The 17,730-nt window shown below is 41.5% G+C and carries 20 protein-coding genes, 1 tRNA gene and 1 pseudogene; 15 read left to right on the forward strand and 7 right to left on the reverse strand.

What is annotated here, in order from left to right:
- Window positions 1-32: 32 nt before the first annotated feature.
- From SGI74_07565 to SGI74_07600, 8 genes and pseudogenes are all read left to right on the forward strand, one after another.
- A complete protein-coding gene (locus tag SGI74_07565) occupies window positions 33-2,873 on the forward strand; it encodes a tetratricopeptide repeat protein (GenBank protein MDZ4677356.1) in 2,841 nt (946 codons plus the stop codon).
- Between the two features lie 17 nt (window positions 2,874-2,890).
- The gene (locus tag SGI74_07570; GenBank protein ID MDZ4677357.1) at window positions 2,891-3,178 is read left to right on the forward strand and encodes a hypothetical protein; all 288 of its coding nucleotides are present in this window, start codon (window positions 2,891-2,893) and stop codon (window positions 3,176-3,178) included.
- A gap of 23 nt (window positions 3,179-3,201) precedes the next feature.
- Window positions 3,202-4,479, forward strand: coding sequence for a serine--tRNA ligase (gene serS / locus SGI74_07575; protein MDZ4677358.1), 1,278 nt, complete (start codon window positions 3,202-3,204; stop codon window positions 4,477-4,479).
- 60 nt (window positions 4,480-4,539) lie between these two features.
- Window positions 4,540-4,629 (forward strand) — tRNA-Ser (locus SGI74_07580).
- A 506-nt stretch (window positions 4,630-5,135) separates the two neighbouring features.
- A complete protein-coding gene (locus SGI74_07585; GenBank protein MDZ4677359.1) occupies window positions 5,136-5,411 on the forward strand; it encodes a hypothetical protein in 276 nt (91 codons plus the stop codon).
- A gap of 150 nt (window positions 5,412-5,561) precedes the next feature.
- On the forward strand, window positions 5,562-6,011 hold the full coding sequence (locus SGI74_07590; GenBank protein ID MDZ4677360.1) for a MarR family transcriptional regulator: 450 nt from the start codon (window positions 5,562-5,564) through the stop codon (window positions 6,009-6,011).
- Window positions 6,008-6,616, forward strand: a complete 609-nt coding sequence (locus SGI74_07595) for a DUF2269 domain-containing protein (GenBank protein MDZ4677361.1) — start codon at window positions 6,008-6,010, stop codon at window positions 6,614-6,616. The genes SGI74_07590 and SGI74_07595 overlap by 4 nt, the downstream gene beginning before the upstream one ends.
- 152 nt (window positions 6,617-6,768) lie before the next feature.
- Window positions 6,769-7,171: pseudogene (locus SGI74_07600) on the forward strand (DUF3224 domain-containing protein).
- A 336-nt stretch (window positions 7,172-7,507) separates the two neighbouring features.
- Here the strand turns inward: SGI74_07600 and SGI74_07605 are convergent.
- Window positions 7,508-8,332 (reverse strand): alpha/beta hydrolase, encoded by an 825-nt coding sequence (locus SGI74_07605; protein MDZ4677362.1) that lies wholly within the window; start codon window positions 8,330-8,332, stop codon window positions 7,508-7,510.
- A gap of 57 nt (window positions 8,333-8,389) precedes the next feature.
- On the opposite strand from SGI74_07605, the gene SGI74_07610 reads away from it, so the two are divergent.
- The 5 genes from SGI74_07610 (at window position 8,390) to SGI74_07630 (ending at window position 11,876) form a co-directional block, all read left to right on the forward strand.
- A complete protein-coding gene (locus SGI74_07610; GenBank protein MDZ4677363.1) occupies window positions 8,390-9,028 on the forward strand; it encodes a helix-turn-helix domain-containing protein in 639 nt (212 codons plus the stop codon).
- Window positions 9,029-9,561: 533 nt separating this feature from the next.
- On the forward strand, window positions 9,562-10,143 hold the full coding sequence (locus SGI74_07615; protein MDZ4677364.1) for a nucleotidyltransferase domain-containing protein: 582 nt from the start codon (window positions 9,562-9,564) through the stop codon (window positions 10,141-10,143).
- Entirely contained in the window at window positions 10,118-10,570 is a 453-nt protein-coding gene (locus tag SGI74_07620; protein ID MDZ4677365.1) for a hypothetical protein, read from the forward strand. The genes SGI74_07615 and SGI74_07620 overlap by 26 nt, the downstream gene beginning before the upstream one ends.
- A 555-nt stretch (window positions 10,571-11,125) precedes the next feature.
- The gene (locus tag SGI74_07625; GenBank protein MDZ4677366.1) at window positions 11,126-11,464 is read left to right on the forward strand and encodes a helix-turn-helix domain-containing protein; all 339 of its coding nucleotides are present in this window, start codon (window positions 11,126-11,128) and stop codon (window positions 11,462-11,464) included.
- An 85-nt stretch (window positions 11,465-11,549) separates the two neighbouring features.
- Window positions 11,550-11,876 carry a hypothetical protein gene (locus tag SGI74_07630; protein ID MDZ4677367.1) on the forward strand — a complete coding sequence of 109 codons (327 nt, stop codon included), beginning with the start codon at window positions 11,550-11,552 and terminating at the stop codon, window positions 11,874-11,876.
- 186 nt (window positions 11,877-12,062) lie between these two features.
- On the opposite strand, the gene SGI74_07635 is transcribed toward SGI74_07630, so the two are convergent.
- Window positions 12,063-12,545 carry a hypothetical protein gene (locus tag SGI74_07635; GenBank protein MDZ4677368.1) on the reverse strand — a complete coding sequence of 161 codons (483 nt, stop codon included), beginning with the start codon at window positions 12,543-12,545 and terminating at the stop codon, window positions 12,063-12,065.
- Window positions 12,546-12,758: 213 nt separating this feature from the next.
- On the opposite strand from SGI74_07635, the gene rsmG reads away from it, so the two are divergent.
- Window positions 12,759-13,373, forward strand: a complete 615-nt coding sequence (gene rsmG, locus SGI74_07640; protein MDZ4677369.1) for a 16S rRNA (guanine(527)-N(7))-methyltransferase RsmG — start codon at window positions 12,759-12,761, stop codon at window positions 13,371-13,373.
- On the opposite strand, the gene SGI74_07645 is transcribed toward rsmG, so the two are convergent.
- Genes SGI74_07645 through SGI74_07655 form a run of 3 tightly spaced genes read right to left on the reverse strand, consistent with a single transcriptional unit; the run spans window position 13,365 to window position 15,841 of the window.
- Window positions 13,365-13,601, reverse strand: coding sequence for a YheU family protein (locus tag SGI74_07645; protein ID MDZ4677370.1), 237 nt, complete (start codon window positions 13,599-13,601; stop codon window positions 13,365-13,367). The genes rsmG and SGI74_07645 overlap by 9 nt on opposite strands.
- A gap of 32 nt (window positions 13,602-13,633) precedes the next feature.
- Window positions 13,634-14,932, reverse strand: coding sequence for a S8 family peptidase (locus tag SGI74_07650; protein MDZ4677371.1), 1,299 nt, complete (start codon window positions 14,930-14,932; stop codon window positions 13,634-13,636).
- A 15-nt stretch (window positions 14,933-14,947) separates the two neighbouring features.
- Window positions 14,948-15,841: a hypothetical protein gene (locus tag SGI74_07655; GenBank protein MDZ4677372.1), complete on the reverse strand. Its 894-nt coding sequence runs from the start codon at window positions 15,839-15,841 to the stop codon at window positions 14,948-14,950.
- A gap of 113 nt (window positions 15,842-15,954) precedes the next feature.
- Here SGI74_07655 and SGI74_07660 point away from each other — a divergent pair, with 113 nt between their 5' ends.
- Complete coding sequence (locus SGI74_07660) at window positions 15,955-16,146, forward strand: hypothetical protein (protein ID MDZ4677373.1); 192 nt, start codon at window positions 15,955-15,957, stop codon at window positions 16,144-16,146.
- On the opposite strand, the gene SGI74_07665 is transcribed toward SGI74_07660, so the two are convergent.
- Window positions 16,147-17,415, reverse strand: a complete 1,269-nt coding sequence (locus SGI74_07665) for an AI-2E family transporter (GenBank protein ID MDZ4677374.1) — start codon at window positions 17,413-17,415, stop codon at window positions 16,147-16,149.
- Window positions 17,416-17,730 (reverse strand): cyclic nucleotide-binding domain-containing protein (locus tag SGI74_07670; GenBank protein MDZ4677375.1); only part of this gene is annotated, 315 nt, incomplete at its 5' end.

The raw sequence follows: 17,730 nt of genomic DNA on the forward strand, positions 1-17,730 counted from the left end.
ACACTCCAGGTGCATACCATAAACTTGAGTGAATGGTAGCACAAGTCAAAAAATGGATTGTTAGAAGTTCTGACGGGCATATCTACGGCCCTTTTGAGGCGCACAAAGTTGGAGAACTTTTAGGCAAGGGTGTATTTTCTGGAGAAGAACAAGTTGCGATTTATCCAGCAGGTGATTGGATACCAATGTCTTCTGAAACAGAACTTTATAATTTAGTTCTGCAAGCACTGAGTGGAAGTTCGCCTAAAGCTCCACAATCTCAAAATCCACCAACTCAACAAAATCCAAAAGATCCAATAACACAAACCGGGACACAAACCGGAACAGGAAGTGTTTCTACAAGGCGGCTTAAAAATACTCAGCGCACAAAAACTGTAAAAATTGCAGATGAAGATGTAAGTCGCATCGATGTGCCACCATTTAAAAAACCCCAAGTCCCTACAGGGCAAAATAATCAACAACATAAAAATCAGCAGGTAAATCATCAGCCCATTGAATTGAGTGATAAGAAAAAAATAAAACGAAAACAAGTTACTCTTGTTCCTTTAATATTTTTAGCTCTTGCGGGTGTGCTCTTTTATTTTGCGTTTAATTATCCAAAATTAAATTCAAAGCGAAGTGCCATAAGCTTACTTCGACCGCAGATTTCAAAAAACAATGATCCTGCAAAATCAAAAGAGTTGGTAAATAAGGGTTGGGGGTATTTTTATAAAGATACCTATACAAATTATGTGCGTGCAGCTGAATCATTTGTTTTGGCGATTGAGGCTTCGCCCGCAAATGCTGAGGCGATATTAATGCTTCTCATGGCTGATCTTGAGCTCTGGCCGTTTGCAAAACAAGACAGTGGTGATCAAAGTACTGTCCAGGGTTTGTTGCAACTTATTGCTAAGGCTGATCCCTACGGTACACAAAGAAGTATTGCTGCAGCGATTGTTGATATTATTCTGAGTCGCGACGCAGAGGCGGGTGCAAAGATTGATGCAAGTCTTCAGACTCAGCCGGGGGAGGGGCGACTTTATGCGCTTAAGGGCCATCTCTTTTTTAACTCAGGTGAGTATCAACAAAGTATCGCCTACTACCAAAAAACTGCGTCACTACTTACGAGTTGGGTTAAATCAAATTACATGACGGGTGTTAATCATAGTAAGGCGGGTCTTGCTGGGCCTGCTCAGCAATTTTTAATTCAAGCATTAAAAATGAATCCAAGTCATGCGGCTGCGCGATTGGAGCTGGGAATAGTTGAAGCGAAGTATTTTAATCACGATGAAAAAGCACGTGAGTATTTAACTGTTGCACTTGATTCTAACGAAAAGATATTGCCCGCAAACGAAGCTCGTGGGCGTATTTATTTGGCGATGCTTCTTGCGAAGTCAGGTGATAAAACGCGCAGTAAAAAAGAAGCAGAAAAAGCCTTGGCATTAAGTCCGTCTGATCCAGAGATTAAAGATCTTGTCTCTCGTTTTGCTGGGGGTGGTGTTAGTCCGGTATCATCGGGTGATGATCGTCAGCACATGAATATTGGTGATCAATATATGCGCACGAATAATTATTTGGCTGCACAAGCGCAATTTAAATCAGCATTTTCTCTAAATCCAAAAAATGCAAGAGCTGCTGTTCGTGCAGCCGAAGCCCTTTGGGGTCTTCATCAAAGCGCTGGAGCCATTGAGTATTTGCAAAAAGCAATTGCTGCGGATCCGAAGTTTATTACAAGTTACACTTTGCTTTCTGATTATAAAGCTCAGAGATTTGATTTTGACGGAGCTACACGTGCTTTAGAAATGGCTTTAAGAGTTAATCAAAAAAGCTATGAAGTATATCGTGGGTACGCACAGTTATTTTTAAGGCGTGCTGATTATTCTTCTGCCGAAGTTTATGCCAATCGTTCGCTCCAACTTTATGAGACCGACGTAAAAACAAATGAAATGATGGGTAGAATTCAATTAGCAAAAAAAGATGTTGTGAAGGCCCTTCAATACAGTAAACGCGCTATTGATTTAGATCCAAGTAATGCTGAGGCTCAGGTTGAGTATGCAAGAGCAAAAGCGACATATGAAGGTGTGAAAGGTGCGTCTAATTATTTAAATCAACTTATTGAAAAATATCCGATGCAACTTACATATCGTGTGGGTTTAGCGGAAATACTTTTAACTGATGAACAATATGCACCCGCAAGACAAATTCTTGAGCAAGTAGTAGCTGCTGATAATATGCATAAAGAAGCTTATTTGTTATTGGGTGATGCACTTTTTTTATCAAATGAACTTGAGGCAGCCCTTTCAAATTATCTTTCTTCCGCAAGAGTTGACCCCTCAGACCCGGCGGGATTATTTAGAGCGGGGGAGCTTTATCTAAAAGCAAAGAGACCAGCAGATGCTGAAAAACAATTTAAGCTCGTTATTCAGATCAATCCATTATTTCCAAGAGCGTATTTTAATATGGCCCGGGCTCATTATGATATGGGCACTGGAGATCTTGCACTTAAAGATTTAGAACAAGAAAAAAAGATGAATCCTAAATTGGCGGATCCCTATGAGTTTTCAGGAGACATCTTGCTTGCTTCGCGTAAGTATCAATTAGCCACGAAAGATTATCAAAAAGCTGCTGAGATTAGACCTCTGGGAGCTGCAATTTATGTGAAACTTGCAAAGGCCTATAGGGGGCAGGGTTCTCTAGATGCAGCCCTTGCAATGTTAAGACTCGCATCGGCAAAAGAATCAGGTGTGGCTGAGATTTATAAAGAACAGGGCGCTATTTTTGAAACTAAGGGTATGGCCTCTGAGGCAGTTTCTAGTTATAAAAGATATTTGCAACTAGACCCCAGCCCACCTGACAAAGAAGCGGTTTTAAGTAAAATAAGAGAGTTAGAATAAAACTTGGAGAAACTAAAATGCTAAAGAAAATGCAGGGACGTTTTAAAGAATCAAGTCGAGGATTAGGCCTGGCGTTATTAAAAATTTTTTCAGGATTCATAATCGGCTTAACGTTTGCACTTATTTTTAAGCAGCTCTTAGATGTGGGTAATTTTGTATTTACCTTTATCATTGTGCTTTTTATTGGGGTGTTCTTTAAGCTCAGTGGCAAATGGCAATATACGGGGGTTTTGCTTTTCAATCTTTTTTGTGTAATGACTGCCATGCTTCTTAGAATGTATATTGTTGTAGCGCCAGGCCAATAAAGGCACGGTAAAGGAATCAAAAAATGTTAGATTTAAAATCCCTGACCGTGAATCCAGAGCGTTTTCGAAAAAGTCTTTCAAGTCGTGGCGGTGACCCTACAGAGATCGATCGTATTTTAGCGGTCAATGATGAGCGTAAAAAAGTAATTTCCAAAGCTGAAAATCTCAAAGCTCAACAAAACAAAGTTAACCAAGAAATTGCAATGCTTAAAAAAAATAAACAAGACGCAACTGAGCTTTTAAATCAGATGAAAGAACTTAGTGTTGAGGTAAAGCGCTTAGAGGCAGAAGCCGGTGTTGTTGATGAACAAGTGCGTGATTTACTGATGCGCATTCCAAATGTTTGTCATGACTCTGTTCCTGTGGGTTCGCCTGAAGCAAATAAAGTGGTTCGGCAATGGGGCGAAAAACAACAAATCACGGGTAAAGCTTTAGAGCATTGGGAGTTAGGTGAAAAATTAGGAATTCTTGATTTTGAGCGCGCAGCACGTGTGACGGGTGCAAGGTTTACGTTTGTGCGTAGTTATGCTGCAAAAATTGAGCGGGCATTAATTAATTTTATGCTCGATACGCACACAAAAGAGCATGGCTATGAAGAGATGATACCGCCATTTATTGTGAATCGTGCAAGTATGACGGGCACAGGGCAGCTTCCTAAATTTGAAGAAGATTTATTTCATTTAAAAAATGTAGATTATTTTTTAATCCCAACAGCAGAAGTGCCTGTTACAAATTATTTTCGTGAAGAAGTATTATTAGAATCACAATTACCAATCGCGTTCACAGCATATTCACCGTGCTTTCGAGCAGAGGCGGGATCATACGGCAAAGACACAAAGGGCCTTATTCGGCAGCATCAGTTTAATAAAGTTGAGGTTGTGCGTTTTGTAAAACCAACAGAATCATATGAGCAACTAGAGCTTCTCGCGGGGCATGCTGAGATTATTTTACAAAAATTAGGACTTCATTACCGTACGATGGCTTTATCAACACAAGATATTGGTTTTGGTTCTGCGAAAACATATGACCTTGAAGTTTGGCTTCCGGGTCAAAATGCGTATCGCGAAATTAGTTCGTGCAGTAACTTTGAAGACTTTCAAGCCCGCAGAGCCAATATTCGCTTTAAGCCCAATGGCGGCGGAAAACCTGAATTCGTGCACACCCTCAATGGTTCAGGCTTAGCGGTTGGACGCACTTTAGTGGCGATCTTAGAGAATTTTCAACAACCTGACGGCAGCGTGCTTATTCCAAAGGTTCTTCAGTCTTATTGCGGGTTTGATAAGATTCCAGCTTCTAAATAGCCTTGATTTTCTAGCGGTAAAATCTTAAATTGCACAATCAAACAAAGTTCGCTCATACACGGAGAGGTGGCAGAGCGGTTGATCGCACCAGTCTTGAAAACTGGAGACCCTTCACGGGGTTCGTGAGTTCGAATCTCACCCTCTCCGCCATTCTTTATTTTCCTGCCAGGAAGCCAATCTCGCGACCGAACTAATTCTTGTAGGCGCTTCAGCCCAGGCCTTTTCTCAGTGCTGCCAGAGAATCCGTGGTCGACAACTTCCTCGCATACTTCAAAACCTCGAGCCTCACAGTATCTTCTCAGTTCTTCGACTTGAACTTCTGGTCTCTGATCGTGCTGGGTTGTCGAGCACCGTGCATAAATTAAAACTTTCTTAGCTGCAGCAGGTTTCAAAAAGCCTCCGGGCTCAAAAACGCCCTCCACTTTTTCAAATTTTGCTTCTGCGCGTTCAATAAAGCTTCTGAATTGTTCTTGGAGTGGAACAATACTTGTTCGAAAGAATCGAAACCTACGCGCACCAGGAGACAACGCTAAAGTACACGCACATTTATCAACAATCAGCGAATACGGCTCGTAAGAAGAGACAGAAGATTAAGTTGATTGACTAAAATTAAACCGAGGATAAATCCTTGTACAGCGAACGATTGGAGTGAAGATATGGATGAAGATTTGAACTCAAAAACAAAAGACGAATTGATCCTGGAGGTAACACGTCTTCGCGATGGAATTCGTGAACACAGGAATAGTTCGGGTCATAACTTATGCGGGCACCATCCTAAATTATGGTCCTTACTGCCTGAAAAAATGGCTCCGAGCATTGAGGTTCCAGAGTGGCCGCAATTCTTAAGTGGTTGCATTAAGTATCGCCAGTCTTTGGATGAACAACTGCAGGGTGCGCCGAGAACGGAAAAAGAATTTGATCGGAAAAGTTAACTGAGGCGGTCAGACAGTTCTCTTGAAATAAGTCCGGTAAATATCCCACCAAGAGAAATTTGGAAATCCGGCATATCGACGTGTACTGGATAAATATGTTGATTATCAATATAAAGCGAAGTGGGGTTTGAATGCGAAGGACTTTGATGCATGCGCCATGAAGGGAAAAATCTTGCCGATCTTCATTTCTCATTGATGCTCTCGTTAAGAAAGTTTGTGGCGGGAAATGAGCCTTTTGTTAGAAGCCTGACCCCACAGCAAATGATGGTACTGATAATCCTAGATATGAATGGATCAATAAGGCTTTCCGATCTTTCAAAGAGAGCGATGGTCACGCACGGAACTATGGTAGTGGCGATACAAAAATTAGTAAAAAAGGGGCTCATTCTCAAAAAGAAAGACCCAATTGACGAACGAGCTGTTGCCTTGAGCTTAAGCGCAAAAGGAAAAGCTATTCCCAAGGGGATTAAAGAACGTCTCAGTCAGCGGTATAAATTGCTTTGCGAGAATCTTCCTGCTGATGAAGCTAAAAAGCTTGCTGATTGTTATCGGTTTATGACGAAGACCTTTTGGGAGTTTGAGAAGGAGCGCGAGTCATGACACCTCGACTTCGCAAATTCGCACTCACTGCACATGTCACATTCTCAGTTGGTTGGCTCGGTGCGGTCGTTGCTTACCTAGCTCTCGCCATTTTCGGCATGAATAGCCAGGATGTTCAGCTGGTGCGTGCCGTTTATCTCGCGATGGAATTGATTGGCTGGTTTGTCATCGTCCCATTAAGCATCGCTTCGCTGTTAACCGGGATTATCCAGTCGCTCGGAACACCTTGGGGACTCTTCCGGCATTACTGGGTTCTAGCGAAACTTCTGCTGACCATTGGTGGTACCATCATTTTAGTGGTGCATATGAAGACTGTGAGTCATGTGGCAAACATAGCGGGAGAGACCACATTCTCCTTAGCTGGTCTCGACCAACAGCGAATTCAACTCGTGATCCACCCATTAGGCGGCCTACTGGTGTTACTCGTAGCCACAGTGTTGGCGGTGTACAAGCCGTGGGGGAAAATTTCTTGGGGGCGCCTGATAGAGCGAATTAAAGCGCTAAAGTCGGTCCGTCCGCAGTCGTACATTCTGCTAGGATTCATCGTATTATTTTTGTTGTTTATCGCGTGGCACCTAATTGGGGGCCGATCACCCGGGTCGTGATGAAACTGATAGCGATACGAAGCTTTGAAAGTAACTTATTAAGATTTGTGATGTTGTTTGAGAAAGAGAAACCCAAAACATCCTCTGCGGACATCTGGGTTTTAAAACTGGTGAATTGGTGGAGCGAAGTTTTGAAAACGAAAGGGGCGAAAATGATTGTACGTGGTGAGTTCGATGTGAAATTAAACCCACTTGAGGCTTATGCCACTGGTTTAGAAGGGACCAAGCTTGGAAGAATGTCGATTGATAAAACCTTTCGTGGAGAATTATCAGCAACCAGTAAGGGTGAGATGTTAAGTGCCATGACTTCGGTCAAAGGATCTGCAGGATATGTGGCAATTGAGCAAGTCACTGGAACATTAAACGGAAAAAAAAGGCTCCTTTATTTTTCAGCACTTTGGAATTATGGATCATGGCACTGACAGACTTATCCTTGAAGTCATTCCAGATTCTGGTGCGGGCGAGTTGATGGGTCTGACTGGAAAAATGGAGATTAAAATAGAATCAGGAAAACATTTTTACGTCTTCAACTACGAGTTGGGATCTAAGGCATAAATTTGTTCTACTCAGAAGTTCTCGAGATTACAAATTTTGGATTGCGAGCGAAAAGTGAAATTGAATCAGGTTCCGTAGATGGTGGAGGCGTTCAAAGTCGGAACCTGCATCAGCTAGGATCTTCGCCCCTGTCGCCCCCGGAATTTTGGGCAAAGACCCAAATCCCTTCTCGGATACCCGCCTTATGCAGAGCCTCTGGACCAGTGTTGTTCCCGGCGCGGGCGGGCGGGCCCAACCCAGAAGGAAGAGTTCCTCTTGGCGTGTGGCAGAGGCCTTGGACACCTTGTGCAAATGGCCGCCCCGGCGAGAAACAGTCGGATCAAGGTTTCTCTCCCCCTAACCCAACATTAATTTTTTTAATTCGAAGGTAATCTCATCGGGCCGTTCTTCAGGTAAAAAGTGACCTGCTCCATCCAGAGCAATGAATTTGGCTCCAGGTATGGCACTGGCCGTACGCTTTCCCTGGTTGACACTAAAAAATGGATCTTTTGTTCCCCAGATAACGGTCGTTGGGATTTTTATATTTGGAAGTGAATCCTCCACAGCTTTATACCTGTACTTCAATTCTCTTAGTGCAGAGTCGAAAATTGTAGCGATAGCTCGAGTTTGCAGTTCATCGCCAAGGGCAGAATCTGAATCTAGGGATGTGGCTTTGTTGCCAACTCCCTGCTTGAGCATCATGCGAAGACTGAGCTTTGAAAAAATGGCTTTACCCCAAAGTTTGCCGATGATTGGAGCTTTAATTAAAACCAAGGGGGGCGGGATTGGGGTATCTGTGAAAGTATTTGTTGCTAAAAGGGTTAGACTTTTCACTTTGCCAGGTATCATTTTGTAGAGTGTTACGGAAATGGGTCCGCCATAGTCGTGTCCCACAAGGTGAAATCTGTCGACACCCAACTGTTCTAATCCTTCTGATAAAGCTTGGGCCTGAGCCTCAAGCCACAAACCTGAAATATCTGATGGTCTTGCGCTTAGCCCAAACCCCAGTAAGTCAGGCACAAGGACTGTGGAGCTTTCGCCTGAAAGTTTGGTAGCTACCCTATCCCAGGAGTGGGCTGAGCCCGGAATGCCGTGCAAGAGAAGATAGATTTTAGTGCCGGACCCATGCCGCTTAAAGGTCAAATGTAAACCGTCTTTAAGTTGTGCTTTTACAATCTCCATCAGGTGCCGCCTTCTTTATACTATACATTATATACCTTTAACTATAAAATGTATAGTATGAAAAATCATAAGCAAATGTGTGGGCTTGCGGTGGCCATTGACTATCTGGGTGACCGTTGGACACTTCTTATTGTTAGAGAGCTACTTATTACACCTCGAAGTTTTTCGGAACTCCAGGGCTGTTTGCCTGGCTGCTCGCCTAACTTACTTGTCAGTCGTCTTAAAGAGATGACTAGAAATGGTTTGGTAGATCAGAGGAGTGAGGATTCGAAAAAACGCGGGCTTTATCAACTAACCGAATTAGGACACACTTTGCGAGAGCCCGTCGAATCACTTGTGCGTTGGGGTGGAAACCTGATTCCAATTCAGAAGAGCCTTCGTGATAAAAGACCGCACTGGCTAGAAGTCGCCATTCCTGCGCTCCTCCGGCCAAAGCTAAAAATTGGATCTCGATATAAAATTCAGTTTTTGGTGGATGAGTATGAGTTTGCTATTTTCGCAAATGATTTGGAGCTTGATATTATTAGAGGCAAGGCTGAGAACCCAGAAATCAGTCTTAAAATGCCTTATGAAAAGTTATTGGGCTTAGTCTCCGGATATATCCCGGCTAAAGCGTTGGCCAGCGATGAGGTCAGCTCAAAAAAATATCCAACAAAAATGACGGCAGTGCAGCGGCTGCAAGAGGTTTTGGCATGAAATCTACAGGGGTTCACTTTTCATTCGAGTTGGTGAGGATAAAAAACAGCAGATGATTTTGGCGAGAATAGCCAAACCGTTCCGTGCGAAGGGACGTGAAATGAAGCAGTACATCTCTATTCAGCGGCCTCTTGATATTAAGGGTGCGACTTTGAATAGACTGGTAAGAGGTGCATTGACAGCGCTGCAAAGATAAAGAGGAACTTGTTTGCTCGTGCTGGTTGGCGTCCGCCGGGCGAGAACGCCGAGAACAAAATTTCTGACTGAGAACATCAAGAAGAGCTACCGAGAACAAACTCATGTTGAATCTGAACCAAGAGGAAAATACAGTAATTTTAAGTGGATAGATTAGGACGCCCAAGCCATGCACTCAGTTCTGAATTCGGCGACTTCTCTCCGCCATATCATAAGATATTGAAATTACTAATAAAAAATTAAATATTACAGCGCTCCGCTACAGTCAAGGATCAAGAAATAAGAATTTAATAATTTGTATTGTTATACCATACAATTGTATGGTATAACAATACAATATGAATCAATTGGAAAAACTCTTTTCGTCAAAAGTTAGAGCTGAAATCTGTGGTCTCCTGTTCGATGAGCCTAAGGAACTTCATATGCGTGAAATTGAGAGAAAAACAGGGTTGGCTATAGGCACTATTCAGCAAGACCTGAAAGTTCTTTCCAGTCTTGACCTTGTCGCTTCTCGCCGAGACGGAAACAGACTTTATTATTCAGCCAATCGTGAACATCCTTTGTATCCCGATATTCACAACTTGGTAGTAAAGACAGTTGGAATGATCGGGACTCTAAAAAAAGCTCTCTCTTACAAATCAATTACATGCGCTTTTATCTTTGGTTCCGTTGCTCGCCAAGAGGAAAAAGCAAAGAGTGATATTGATTTATTTGTGGTTGGTGATCTTGGGCTTCGTAAGCTTTCTGAAATTTTATCAAAGACTAAAACGGTCCTTGATCGAGAGATTAATCCTCATGTCATGACAGAAGAAGAGTTTGCACAAAAAAGGAAGGCAAAAGATCATTTTGTGACTCAAATTTTAAAAGGTGAAAAAATATTTATAAAAGGAAGCGATGATGAGCTTAAAACAATGGGCTGAAAATGGTTGGCTGAGACCACATAAAACTTCAGCTCAAGAGATTTCAAATTTATTTGAAATCGTCGAGCGGGATCTTAGAGATGCCGAGGGTAATGTCTCTCCCGACTGGCAGTTTGGGATTGCTTATAATGCTACGCTTAAGCTTTGTACTATTCTCCTTTACGCTAGCGGATATCGGCCTGAAAAAAATATGGCCCATTACCGCACGCTACAGGCATTGCCAGAAATCCTTGGAGATAAGTTTAAAAAGGATACGGACTATTTGGATGCCTGTCGTATAAAGAGAAATAGTGTTGAATATGATTTTGTTGGAGGCGCGACGGCTGCCGATGCCAAAGAGCTTATTCAATATGCTTTGGAGTTAAGAGAAAATATCCTTAATTGGTTGAAAAAGAGTCATCCAAATCTTCTACCAAAAAAGAAATAAAATGATCCATTCGTGGAACGTCCCATGTCCACTGACCGTCAGTGACCGACTAGAGCGACAATTGAGTCATGGCAAGTTATTGAAGGCACACAAAACTGAAAATTAACAAACACTTAGAAAAGCGGATCGAGCAACTCACCCTCTCCGCCAAATCTCCTTAACATATTAAATGTTAGGGATTTTTTTTAGATTAATTCCGTGAGCCCAATCGTGAGACGAGTGGAGTCCCTATTTAGACCGGGCACATTTACACGAGGTATAAATAGGTCCAACTCCAAGACACGTTAGCGATGGTTCTTCTATGCGACCATTGGGAGTCCCTAGTTTCTCGCGCTCACGACGTAAAAAAACCAGAATAAATCAATATCTTAGACGTTTATCCCGCCAATCATTACCCCTTGACTATACCACTAAGTGTTCTATACTACTTGGTGTGTTGAATAGACTATTTGTAGAGTTATCTATATTCAAAAAGAAAGTGGATGCTTGGGGTGGCCCTAAGCTACTCAAGGCGATTCTGAAGGCGTTTGCACAGGCAGTAAAAGGAGAATGACAATGAAGAAAACTAAATTAGACCAAGAACTTATAAAAGGAATGATGGAAGTAATGGCCCACCAAGAGGGTAAAATCACTTTGCGCACGACAAAGATGGAAATGCCTGAGCCACCTCCTGAATTATCGGGTGCTGCCATTTCAAAGATCAGGCTTAAAAAACTTCATATGAGCCAAGGGGCATTTGCAAAACTTTTGGGTGTGAGTGTTAGGGTTATTCAATCCTGGGAACAAGATGAAAAGAAACCCTCGAGTGCTGCAAGACGGTTGCTACAAGTGGCAGAAAAAAATCCAGATGCACTTTTATCTGCGGCTACCCCGCATAGAAAAAAAGCAGTCTAGATTCGTCTCACCGTGAGACAAGTCTGTCCATAAAGGAAAATCTAGGTTTTCATACTATTTGTGGGTAATGTAAGTAGGTCGCTTTATGATGCACGTTCTAGATGAGAAAAAAACAAGCTTCACACTAGTGCAAACAAATACCCTTGATAAGGAAAGCTGTGATTATCGGATAAAAAAAATTGAAAGAATTTTGAGAAATGGTAATCAAATTTACCTGGCGGGTATAGGCGATTTTCGTGAACACAGAAAAACAGGGTTGCGTAAATACACATTTCCCCGTTTTGGCACGGTTGAAGATAATGGCCGATCCCTTCAGTTTATTGCGATTAAGAATGAGCGCGATCAATGCTTTGGTGCATTCTCTGCAGAAGAGCAACCCTGTCCTCCAGAGCCATTTCCGATAAAAAACTGATTTGCAGAATAGCGATCACCATAAACGGGGAATCTTCGCAGCCCTGGGATTTCAATTTTCATTTTCTCAAACACATCTGCGTTTAATAAAACAAAGACTTCCCCGCTTTTGCGAGTGATTTTAACAGGCTCGCTCCGTGCGGCTTCCATCCACTCTTGTCGTATTTTATTGTGCTGCTATTGGAGGTTATTTTTTACCGGAAGCGGGCATTCGCTCGGGAGAAAAAGCTTTCTGTATGCGTGCCATGCGTTCAATATTGGCTTTTTCTTCCTGGTTTTGCTGGTTAATCACGTATTCTCGACGATATTTTTCTTGCTGTTGCTGCGAGGCCATTTGTTGCTTGATATATTGTTCCTCTTGCCTAGATTCATCGACATCAACATTTTTATACTCATTGTTGATGTAGTGAATGCGGGCCTGTTCATAGGCGGCTTGTTCTGCTTGGCGTTGTTTTTTGTTATCGAGGTAAGCTGCCTCTTCTAATTTTTTCTGATGTTCACGATCTTTTAAATACTGCAAGAAATCGGGATCTTCCTCTGCTCGAATGACATCTTCGATGTCGACTTGTTGGAGTTCAGAAAAATGCTTTCGCGAAGCTGCCCCGCGGGCTTTAACAATATCTGCCCTGGTGACATCGGCCACGAAAAAAACGATAAGGAAAAGTCCCAAACAGTTCATACTTACTTGTCGGCTAGTTCAATGCAAAAATTGAGTGTAGTTGGAAATTACACAAAACAGAGCACAAACAATCACTTAGAAATGCGGCCTGGGGCTCTCACCCTCTCCGCCACTTCAACTTGCCTTAGGGGGCCTCTTCCTTGGCATCATTATGTTGTGGGTAAAATTCTTTACTGATATCAATATACAAATTAAGGTATTTGAATGTCTCAATTTAATAAACAAACACAAATAATGATTGAACTTGGTTTTCGCGAAGAGGCATTGCCTCAACTTAAAGCATTTCTTGATTTACTATGGGCGGCTAATGACGAACTTAATCTGGTTAGTCGTAAGATGACATTTGAAGATCTAATAGACAATCACGTTATAGATTGTCTATTGCCGCTTAAAAAATTTCCTCAAAACATAAAAACAGTTGCTGATTTTGGAACCGGTGGTGGTCTGCCTGGTATAATCTATGCCATTCAGTTTCCACAAATTGGTTTTCATCTTTTTGAAAAAAGTAAAAAGAAACAAGATTTTTTGAATCGCTGTAGCGCGATCGCTCCCAATATTGAAGTTAAAGGAGAAATTCCACCTGAATTAGGAAAAGTCGATCTTGTTGTCGCAAGAGCCTTTAAACCGCTAGATGTTTTATTAGATGTGAGTCGCAGCCATTTTAATAGAGGTGGTAAATATTTTCTTTTAAAAGCGCGAAAAGAGAAAATTAATGAAGAGCTAGCCCAGGCGCAAAAAAAGTTTAAAGATCTTAAAGCCACAATTGAACCGTTAAAATCGCCAGTGCTTGATGTTGAGAGACATTTGCTGTTAATTTAAATTTTGATTTAAAAGACTGATTTGTTTTTTCCAATCGATTTCATTCATAAGACTTACTGTCTCATCATTCGGATCATAAACGATTTTTATTTTTCCAGCAGCTAGTTGTTTTTTAACCCTTGCCACTTTTGATTCGTGGGGAAGCTCCGTGGCTCCATAGTCTGTACCTTCGCGTAAAATAAAATGATCGATTATTTTATCTAAGGCTTCAGTACTTATGGAGCTCATCGGAACTTCTACTGGTGGTGTGGGTTGTTCACTCACTTCAATGTCGTCTGTGCTTTTTTAACTGCAGCCGCAACGTCAAGTTGACCGCCGGTAATGACTTTGTCTTTCAAGTGTATGCTTGGCGATGCTGTTGATAAGACAATGTCTCTAGCTTGAATATAATTAAGCTTTGGATTAACAGCGTATACCATTGCAAGTGCGCCAGTAACATGAGGAGCTGCCATCGAGGTACCACTGAGTTCGCAATAGTAATGAGATAATCCGGAGCCGCTTCCACATGATGTCGTTTGATACATTGGACTAAAAGTACTATTCACTCTATCACCTGGGGCTGCAATGCTAACTGTGGCTGCACCGTAGTTTGAAAAATAGGCGAGCTTACCACCTGCATTATTTGTGGCAGTAACACTGATAACATTAGCAAGATCAAAGCCTGAAGGATAATGAGGATACTTATCATGGTTTTTACCAGAATTTCCGGCAGCCGCAACAATGAGTACACCTTTTTTCTGCGCATAAACAATAGCATCATAGAGTGATTGAACAAATTCGGACGTACCCCAACTGCAATTAATAACGCGAGCTCCGTTATCAACAGCATAAACAATAGATTTTATAGCTGCTGCATCACTGCCTTCGCCGTTTGGTGCAATGAATTTCACTGTCATCAGGCTGACATTTCCAGAAACACCTATAATGCTACCGTTACCACCAAGGGCACCAATAGTGCCAGCAACGTGGGTACCGTGATAATGGTTTTCTCGTGGTAAACTTGAATTGGCTTCAAAGTTATAGCCAAACACGTCGTCGACATAACCGTTACCATCATCATCTATTTTATTTTTTGACTTATCTTTTCCCTGAGCATCTAAACCGATTTCGCCTTTATTTTTCCAGAGATTATCTTTTAGTTCGCGATGCTCTAAGTAAGTACCCGTATCAGAAACGGCAACGATGACATTGCGATCACCGTGGGTGATTTTAAATGCATCTTTAAGCTTTATGGCTTCCATGTTCCACATTTGCTTCGCTTCATTTTCCCATGACCCGCCAAAAAGTTGGGGCGAATCATCAAGTTTAATGATTCCGTTTTTCTCGATGTACTCAATTACTGATGAGTGTTCATTTGTGAGGGCTTTAAGATTTTGCAATGACCCCGAGGCTACGGCCATATTGAGCTGTGGAATCGTGGATACAATTTTAACGTTTAAGGTTTCTAAAGTTTGAAGGGAGTTCTGATTAATAGAGCTCTTAAACTTAATAATATATTCTGTGGCATTAACATTATGTGAGAAAAATATAAAAACACTTATTAGTAATAGATGTTTCACACATCCCCCTTTGTTTTAGAGATTAATATTTGCTGTTAGTGCAACAGTTGTTTTTTCAGCTTTCATGTCAGCCCAAACCCATTGAACATTTGGATATAAATAAAGATCCCGCGTTACAGAAATACCAACGCCTGTTGATTCTGTTGCGTCATCATGAATGAAAGTCTCAGGAGCTGAAGCCATATTGTAAAAAGTCAAACCACGATAAACAGTTCTGATGGAAAATGTTTTATTAAGCGTGTATTCAACAGACGGAAAAAGTGAAAATTGATCTTGTAGGCCACCCGTGTATTGAGTGTAAAACTCGCGGCTGTAAGATGCGTTTGCTGATAAATTCCATTTTGTATTTGGAATTGATTTTAAAATTGTATGATTCATTCCATATTCATATGCAAAATGCCGTTTTGTAGACGCCGCTGCAGTGTATCGTTGAACGATTGCAGTAAACACGTTTTGTAATCCGGCAGCTTTAAAAACTCTTCCGTATCCGAGATATGGATTTTCAACTTGTCCTTTTTGACCTTCATGAGAAGGGGTGAGCCACCCTACACCGACTCCTAATAAAATATTGTCATGATCTGTGGCGCGATATTTAAATGCTACGGTTCCCGCAATTTTTGCTGGGTCGTACTCAAGAGCGCCTACATTGAGTTGGGGTCTTTCTTTACTCAAGGGCTCTTGAATTGAACCGCCATTATAAGTAAGTGCTGTTTGAATTGAGAGTAATTTTTTTGCGCCACTTGTTGCTCTTAAGCGAGCATTTGTGATTTCTTGGTCGATATCTTTTCTTTTTGGAGTCGACTCTGTGGCAGAATTAATAGTTGTCGAGGTTGCACTGCTTGGTGTAGCTTCTTGAGCTTGAACGTTGAATGCAAAAAACAGAACTAAAAATCCTGTGATTGTTTTCATTGGTCTCCCGTAATGGTAAGTTGATGTTAAGGCAATACCCCACATCTTAGTCACATTGGCCTTTGGTAGGGGATAGAAAAAATAAATTCTAAACTTTGGTCGAGGAGATTTTCATGGCTGCTGATTGGCAAAATAAAGTAAAAGAATGGAAGAAGACCTTTCCTTGGTACAAACGACTTCTATATTTCGTCGGTGGTTGGCCTCCAATGCATCAAATCACCTCTGAGCATACTTGGAAGCAATGGAGTGGCCGTTATGACAAGCCAGAGTATGACTGGAAGAATCATTCAGGTACTAAAAAATAATTATATGATTCGGTAATCTTTGAGACCACGAAAAGTATGTTGAATGATTGCTTTTAAAACCACAATCGTGGGAATTGCTAAGAGCACACCTGTCATACCAAACAACATTGATGCTGCCATGATTCCCAAGATTACAACCAGCGGGTGAAGATTCACTGCACCGCCTAATACGATTGGTTGAAAAACAATATTATCTAAAACTAAAACAATACCTATGACGACAAACACGGCCAGTGGCAAATTATCCATATCAACCATTGGTAATATGGGTGAAATGTCCTCGGCAATCAGAGCGTAAGTTAAAGCAAAACTTAAACCTACTACCGGGCCAAGGAGAGGAATTGCTGTGGCAATACCTGCGAGTAGGCTGATGAGTAATGCCATCTTGATAGGAATCCCAACAATTACAAGCCCAAGCGCCATTGAGGCTGCGACGAGTCCGCATTCTAAAGATATTCCCCGTAGATATTTACCAATGGCATAGTCGACTTCTTCGCGCACCGTAAGTGCTAATTCAAAATAACGATTGGGAACTAGTTTGATAAAAAATTGTTGAATAGCTCCGTCATCTAAAAGAAAAACAACAAATACTATCGGCAATACAAACCAAATTGAAAGAATATTTACGATCGTTAACAAGAAGGATTGGTCTGAAGAAGTGCTTTTGTCGTTGCTCTTTGACGGTTTTGAAGCAGTGGTGCGAGGCTCTACTAATTTTTCTCGGTGCTTATTATTGGAGCGAAAATACTGATAGTATTTTTCTGGAACAGGTTCGTAACCATCAACGCCATTATAATAATCTAAGAAGTCTTCAATTTGTTCAGGTGTCAACTCAAGATACTTATTAAGGCCTACGCGTAGAGGGTTAATGTCGCGAGAAATAAGATTGTAAAGCGCATTGCCTTGCCCGGTCGCTGGGTCAATGTTCATCATTTTTTCAAATTTTTCATTAAATTTATATTTCATACGAACGATGATCTCTAATTTTTCTTTATCATTAGGAATATTATCTTTTACAAACTTAACGCTCATTAATATTCCTCCTGTCAATATAGAGAACACGAGGACAACCCGAATTCCATTTGGCAACCATCGATATTTAAATGCAGTTTTCAGTGGCTTAAAAAGATACGCAAACAATACACCTAAAATTATTGGTAAGATAAGTGGTCTTAAAGACCAAACTAAAAAAGCGGCAATTGAAACTACTGTTATGGCAGTTATTGTATTAAATAAAATACCACGAATTCGTCGATTGGGGTCGGTCACTTATGCCACCTTTTGTGCTGTGCCTACGTGGCGATTCGTAGCTTTAAGTCGTTCTCCAATTATACATGCGAGTGTTTTAAAAATCTCACATGCTATCTCAGGCTCTAGATTTGCTAGCCGATTAAGATCACTTCTAAAAAGTGCAAATGCCTGAGTTGGTGTAGTAGCGCGAGCTGAGGCTGATCTTGGAGTGTCATCAAGCAGTGCTAATTCACCTAAAAAATCACCAGCCTTAATTGTGGCAAGCTTTTGTGAAGCCGCGCGATCACTTGAGGTTTCAACAACGACTTCTCCACGCATGATGATGAAAAGTGC

The sequence above is a fragment of the Oligoflexia bacterium genome, from assembly GCA_034439615.1.
Taxonomy (GTDB): Bacteria; Bdellovibrionota; Bdellovibrionia; order JABDDW01; family JABDDW01; genus JAWXAT01.

What these genes read in the sequence shown, in the direction of transcription:
- SGI74_07565 (MDZ4677356.1), top strand. Translation starts at nt 33, where the DNA reads ATGGTAGCACAAGTCAAAAAATGGATTGTTAGAAGTTCTGACGGGCAT.
- SGI74_07570 (MDZ4677357.1), top strand. Translation starts at nt 2,891, where the DNA reads ATGCTAAAGAAAATGCAGGGACGTTTTAAAGAATCAAGTCGAGGATTA.
- serS (MDZ4677358.1), top strand. Translation starts at nt 3,202, where the DNA reads ATGTTAGATTTAAAATCCCTGACCGTGAATCCAGAGCGTTTTCGAAAA.
- SGI74_07585 (MDZ4677359.1), top strand. Translation starts at nt 5,136, where the DNA reads ATGGATGAAGATTTGAACTCAAAAACAAAAGACGAATTGATCCTGGAG.
- SGI74_07590 (MDZ4677360.1), top strand. Translation starts at nt 5,562, where the DNA reads ATGCGCCATGAAGGGAAAAATCTTGCCGATCTTCATTTCTCATTGATG.
- SGI74_07595 (MDZ4677361.1), top strand. Translation starts at nt 6,008, where the DNA reads ATGACACCTCGACTTCGCAAATTCGCACTCACTGCACATGTCACATTC.
- SGI74_07605 (MDZ4677362.1), bottom strand. Translation starts at nt 8,332, where the DNA reads ATGGAGATTGTAAAAGCACAACTTAAAGACGGTTTACATTTGACCTTT.
- SGI74_07610 (MDZ4677363.1), top strand. Translation starts at nt 8,390, where the DNA reads ATGAAAAATCATAAGCAAATGTGTGGGCTTGCGGTGGCCATTGACTAT.
- SGI74_07615 (MDZ4677364.1), top strand. Translation starts at nt 9,562, where the DNA reads ATGAATCAATTGGAAAAACTCTTTTCGTCAAAAGTTAGAGCTGAAATC.
- SGI74_07620 (MDZ4677365.1), top strand. Translation starts at nt 10,118, where the DNA reads ATGATGAGCTTAAAACAATGGGCTGAAAATGGTTGGCTGAGACCACAT.
- SGI74_07625 (MDZ4677366.1), top strand. Translation starts at nt 11,126, where the DNA reads ATGAAGAAAACTAAATTAGACCAAGAACTTATAAAAGGAATGATGGAA.
- SGI74_07630 (MDZ4677367.1), top strand. Translation starts at nt 11,550, where the DNA reads ATGATGCACGTTCTAGATGAGAAAAAAACAAGCTTCACACTAGTGCAA.
- rsmG (MDZ4677369.1), top strand. Translation starts at nt 12,759, where the DNA reads ATGTCTCAATTTAATAAACAAACACAAATAATGATTGAACTTGGTTTT.
- SGI74_07645 (MDZ4677370.1), bottom strand. Translation starts at nt 13,601, where the DNA reads ATGAGCTCCATAAGTACTGAAGCCTTAGATAAAATAATCGATCATTTT.
- SGI74_07655 (MDZ4677372.1), bottom strand. Translation starts at nt 15,841, where the DNA reads ATGAAAACAATCACAGGATTTTTAGTTCTGTTTTTTGCATTCAACGTT.
- SGI74_07660 (MDZ4677373.1), top strand. Translation starts at nt 15,955, where the DNA reads ATGGCTGCTGATTGGCAAAATAAAGTAAAAGAATGGAAGAAGACCTTT.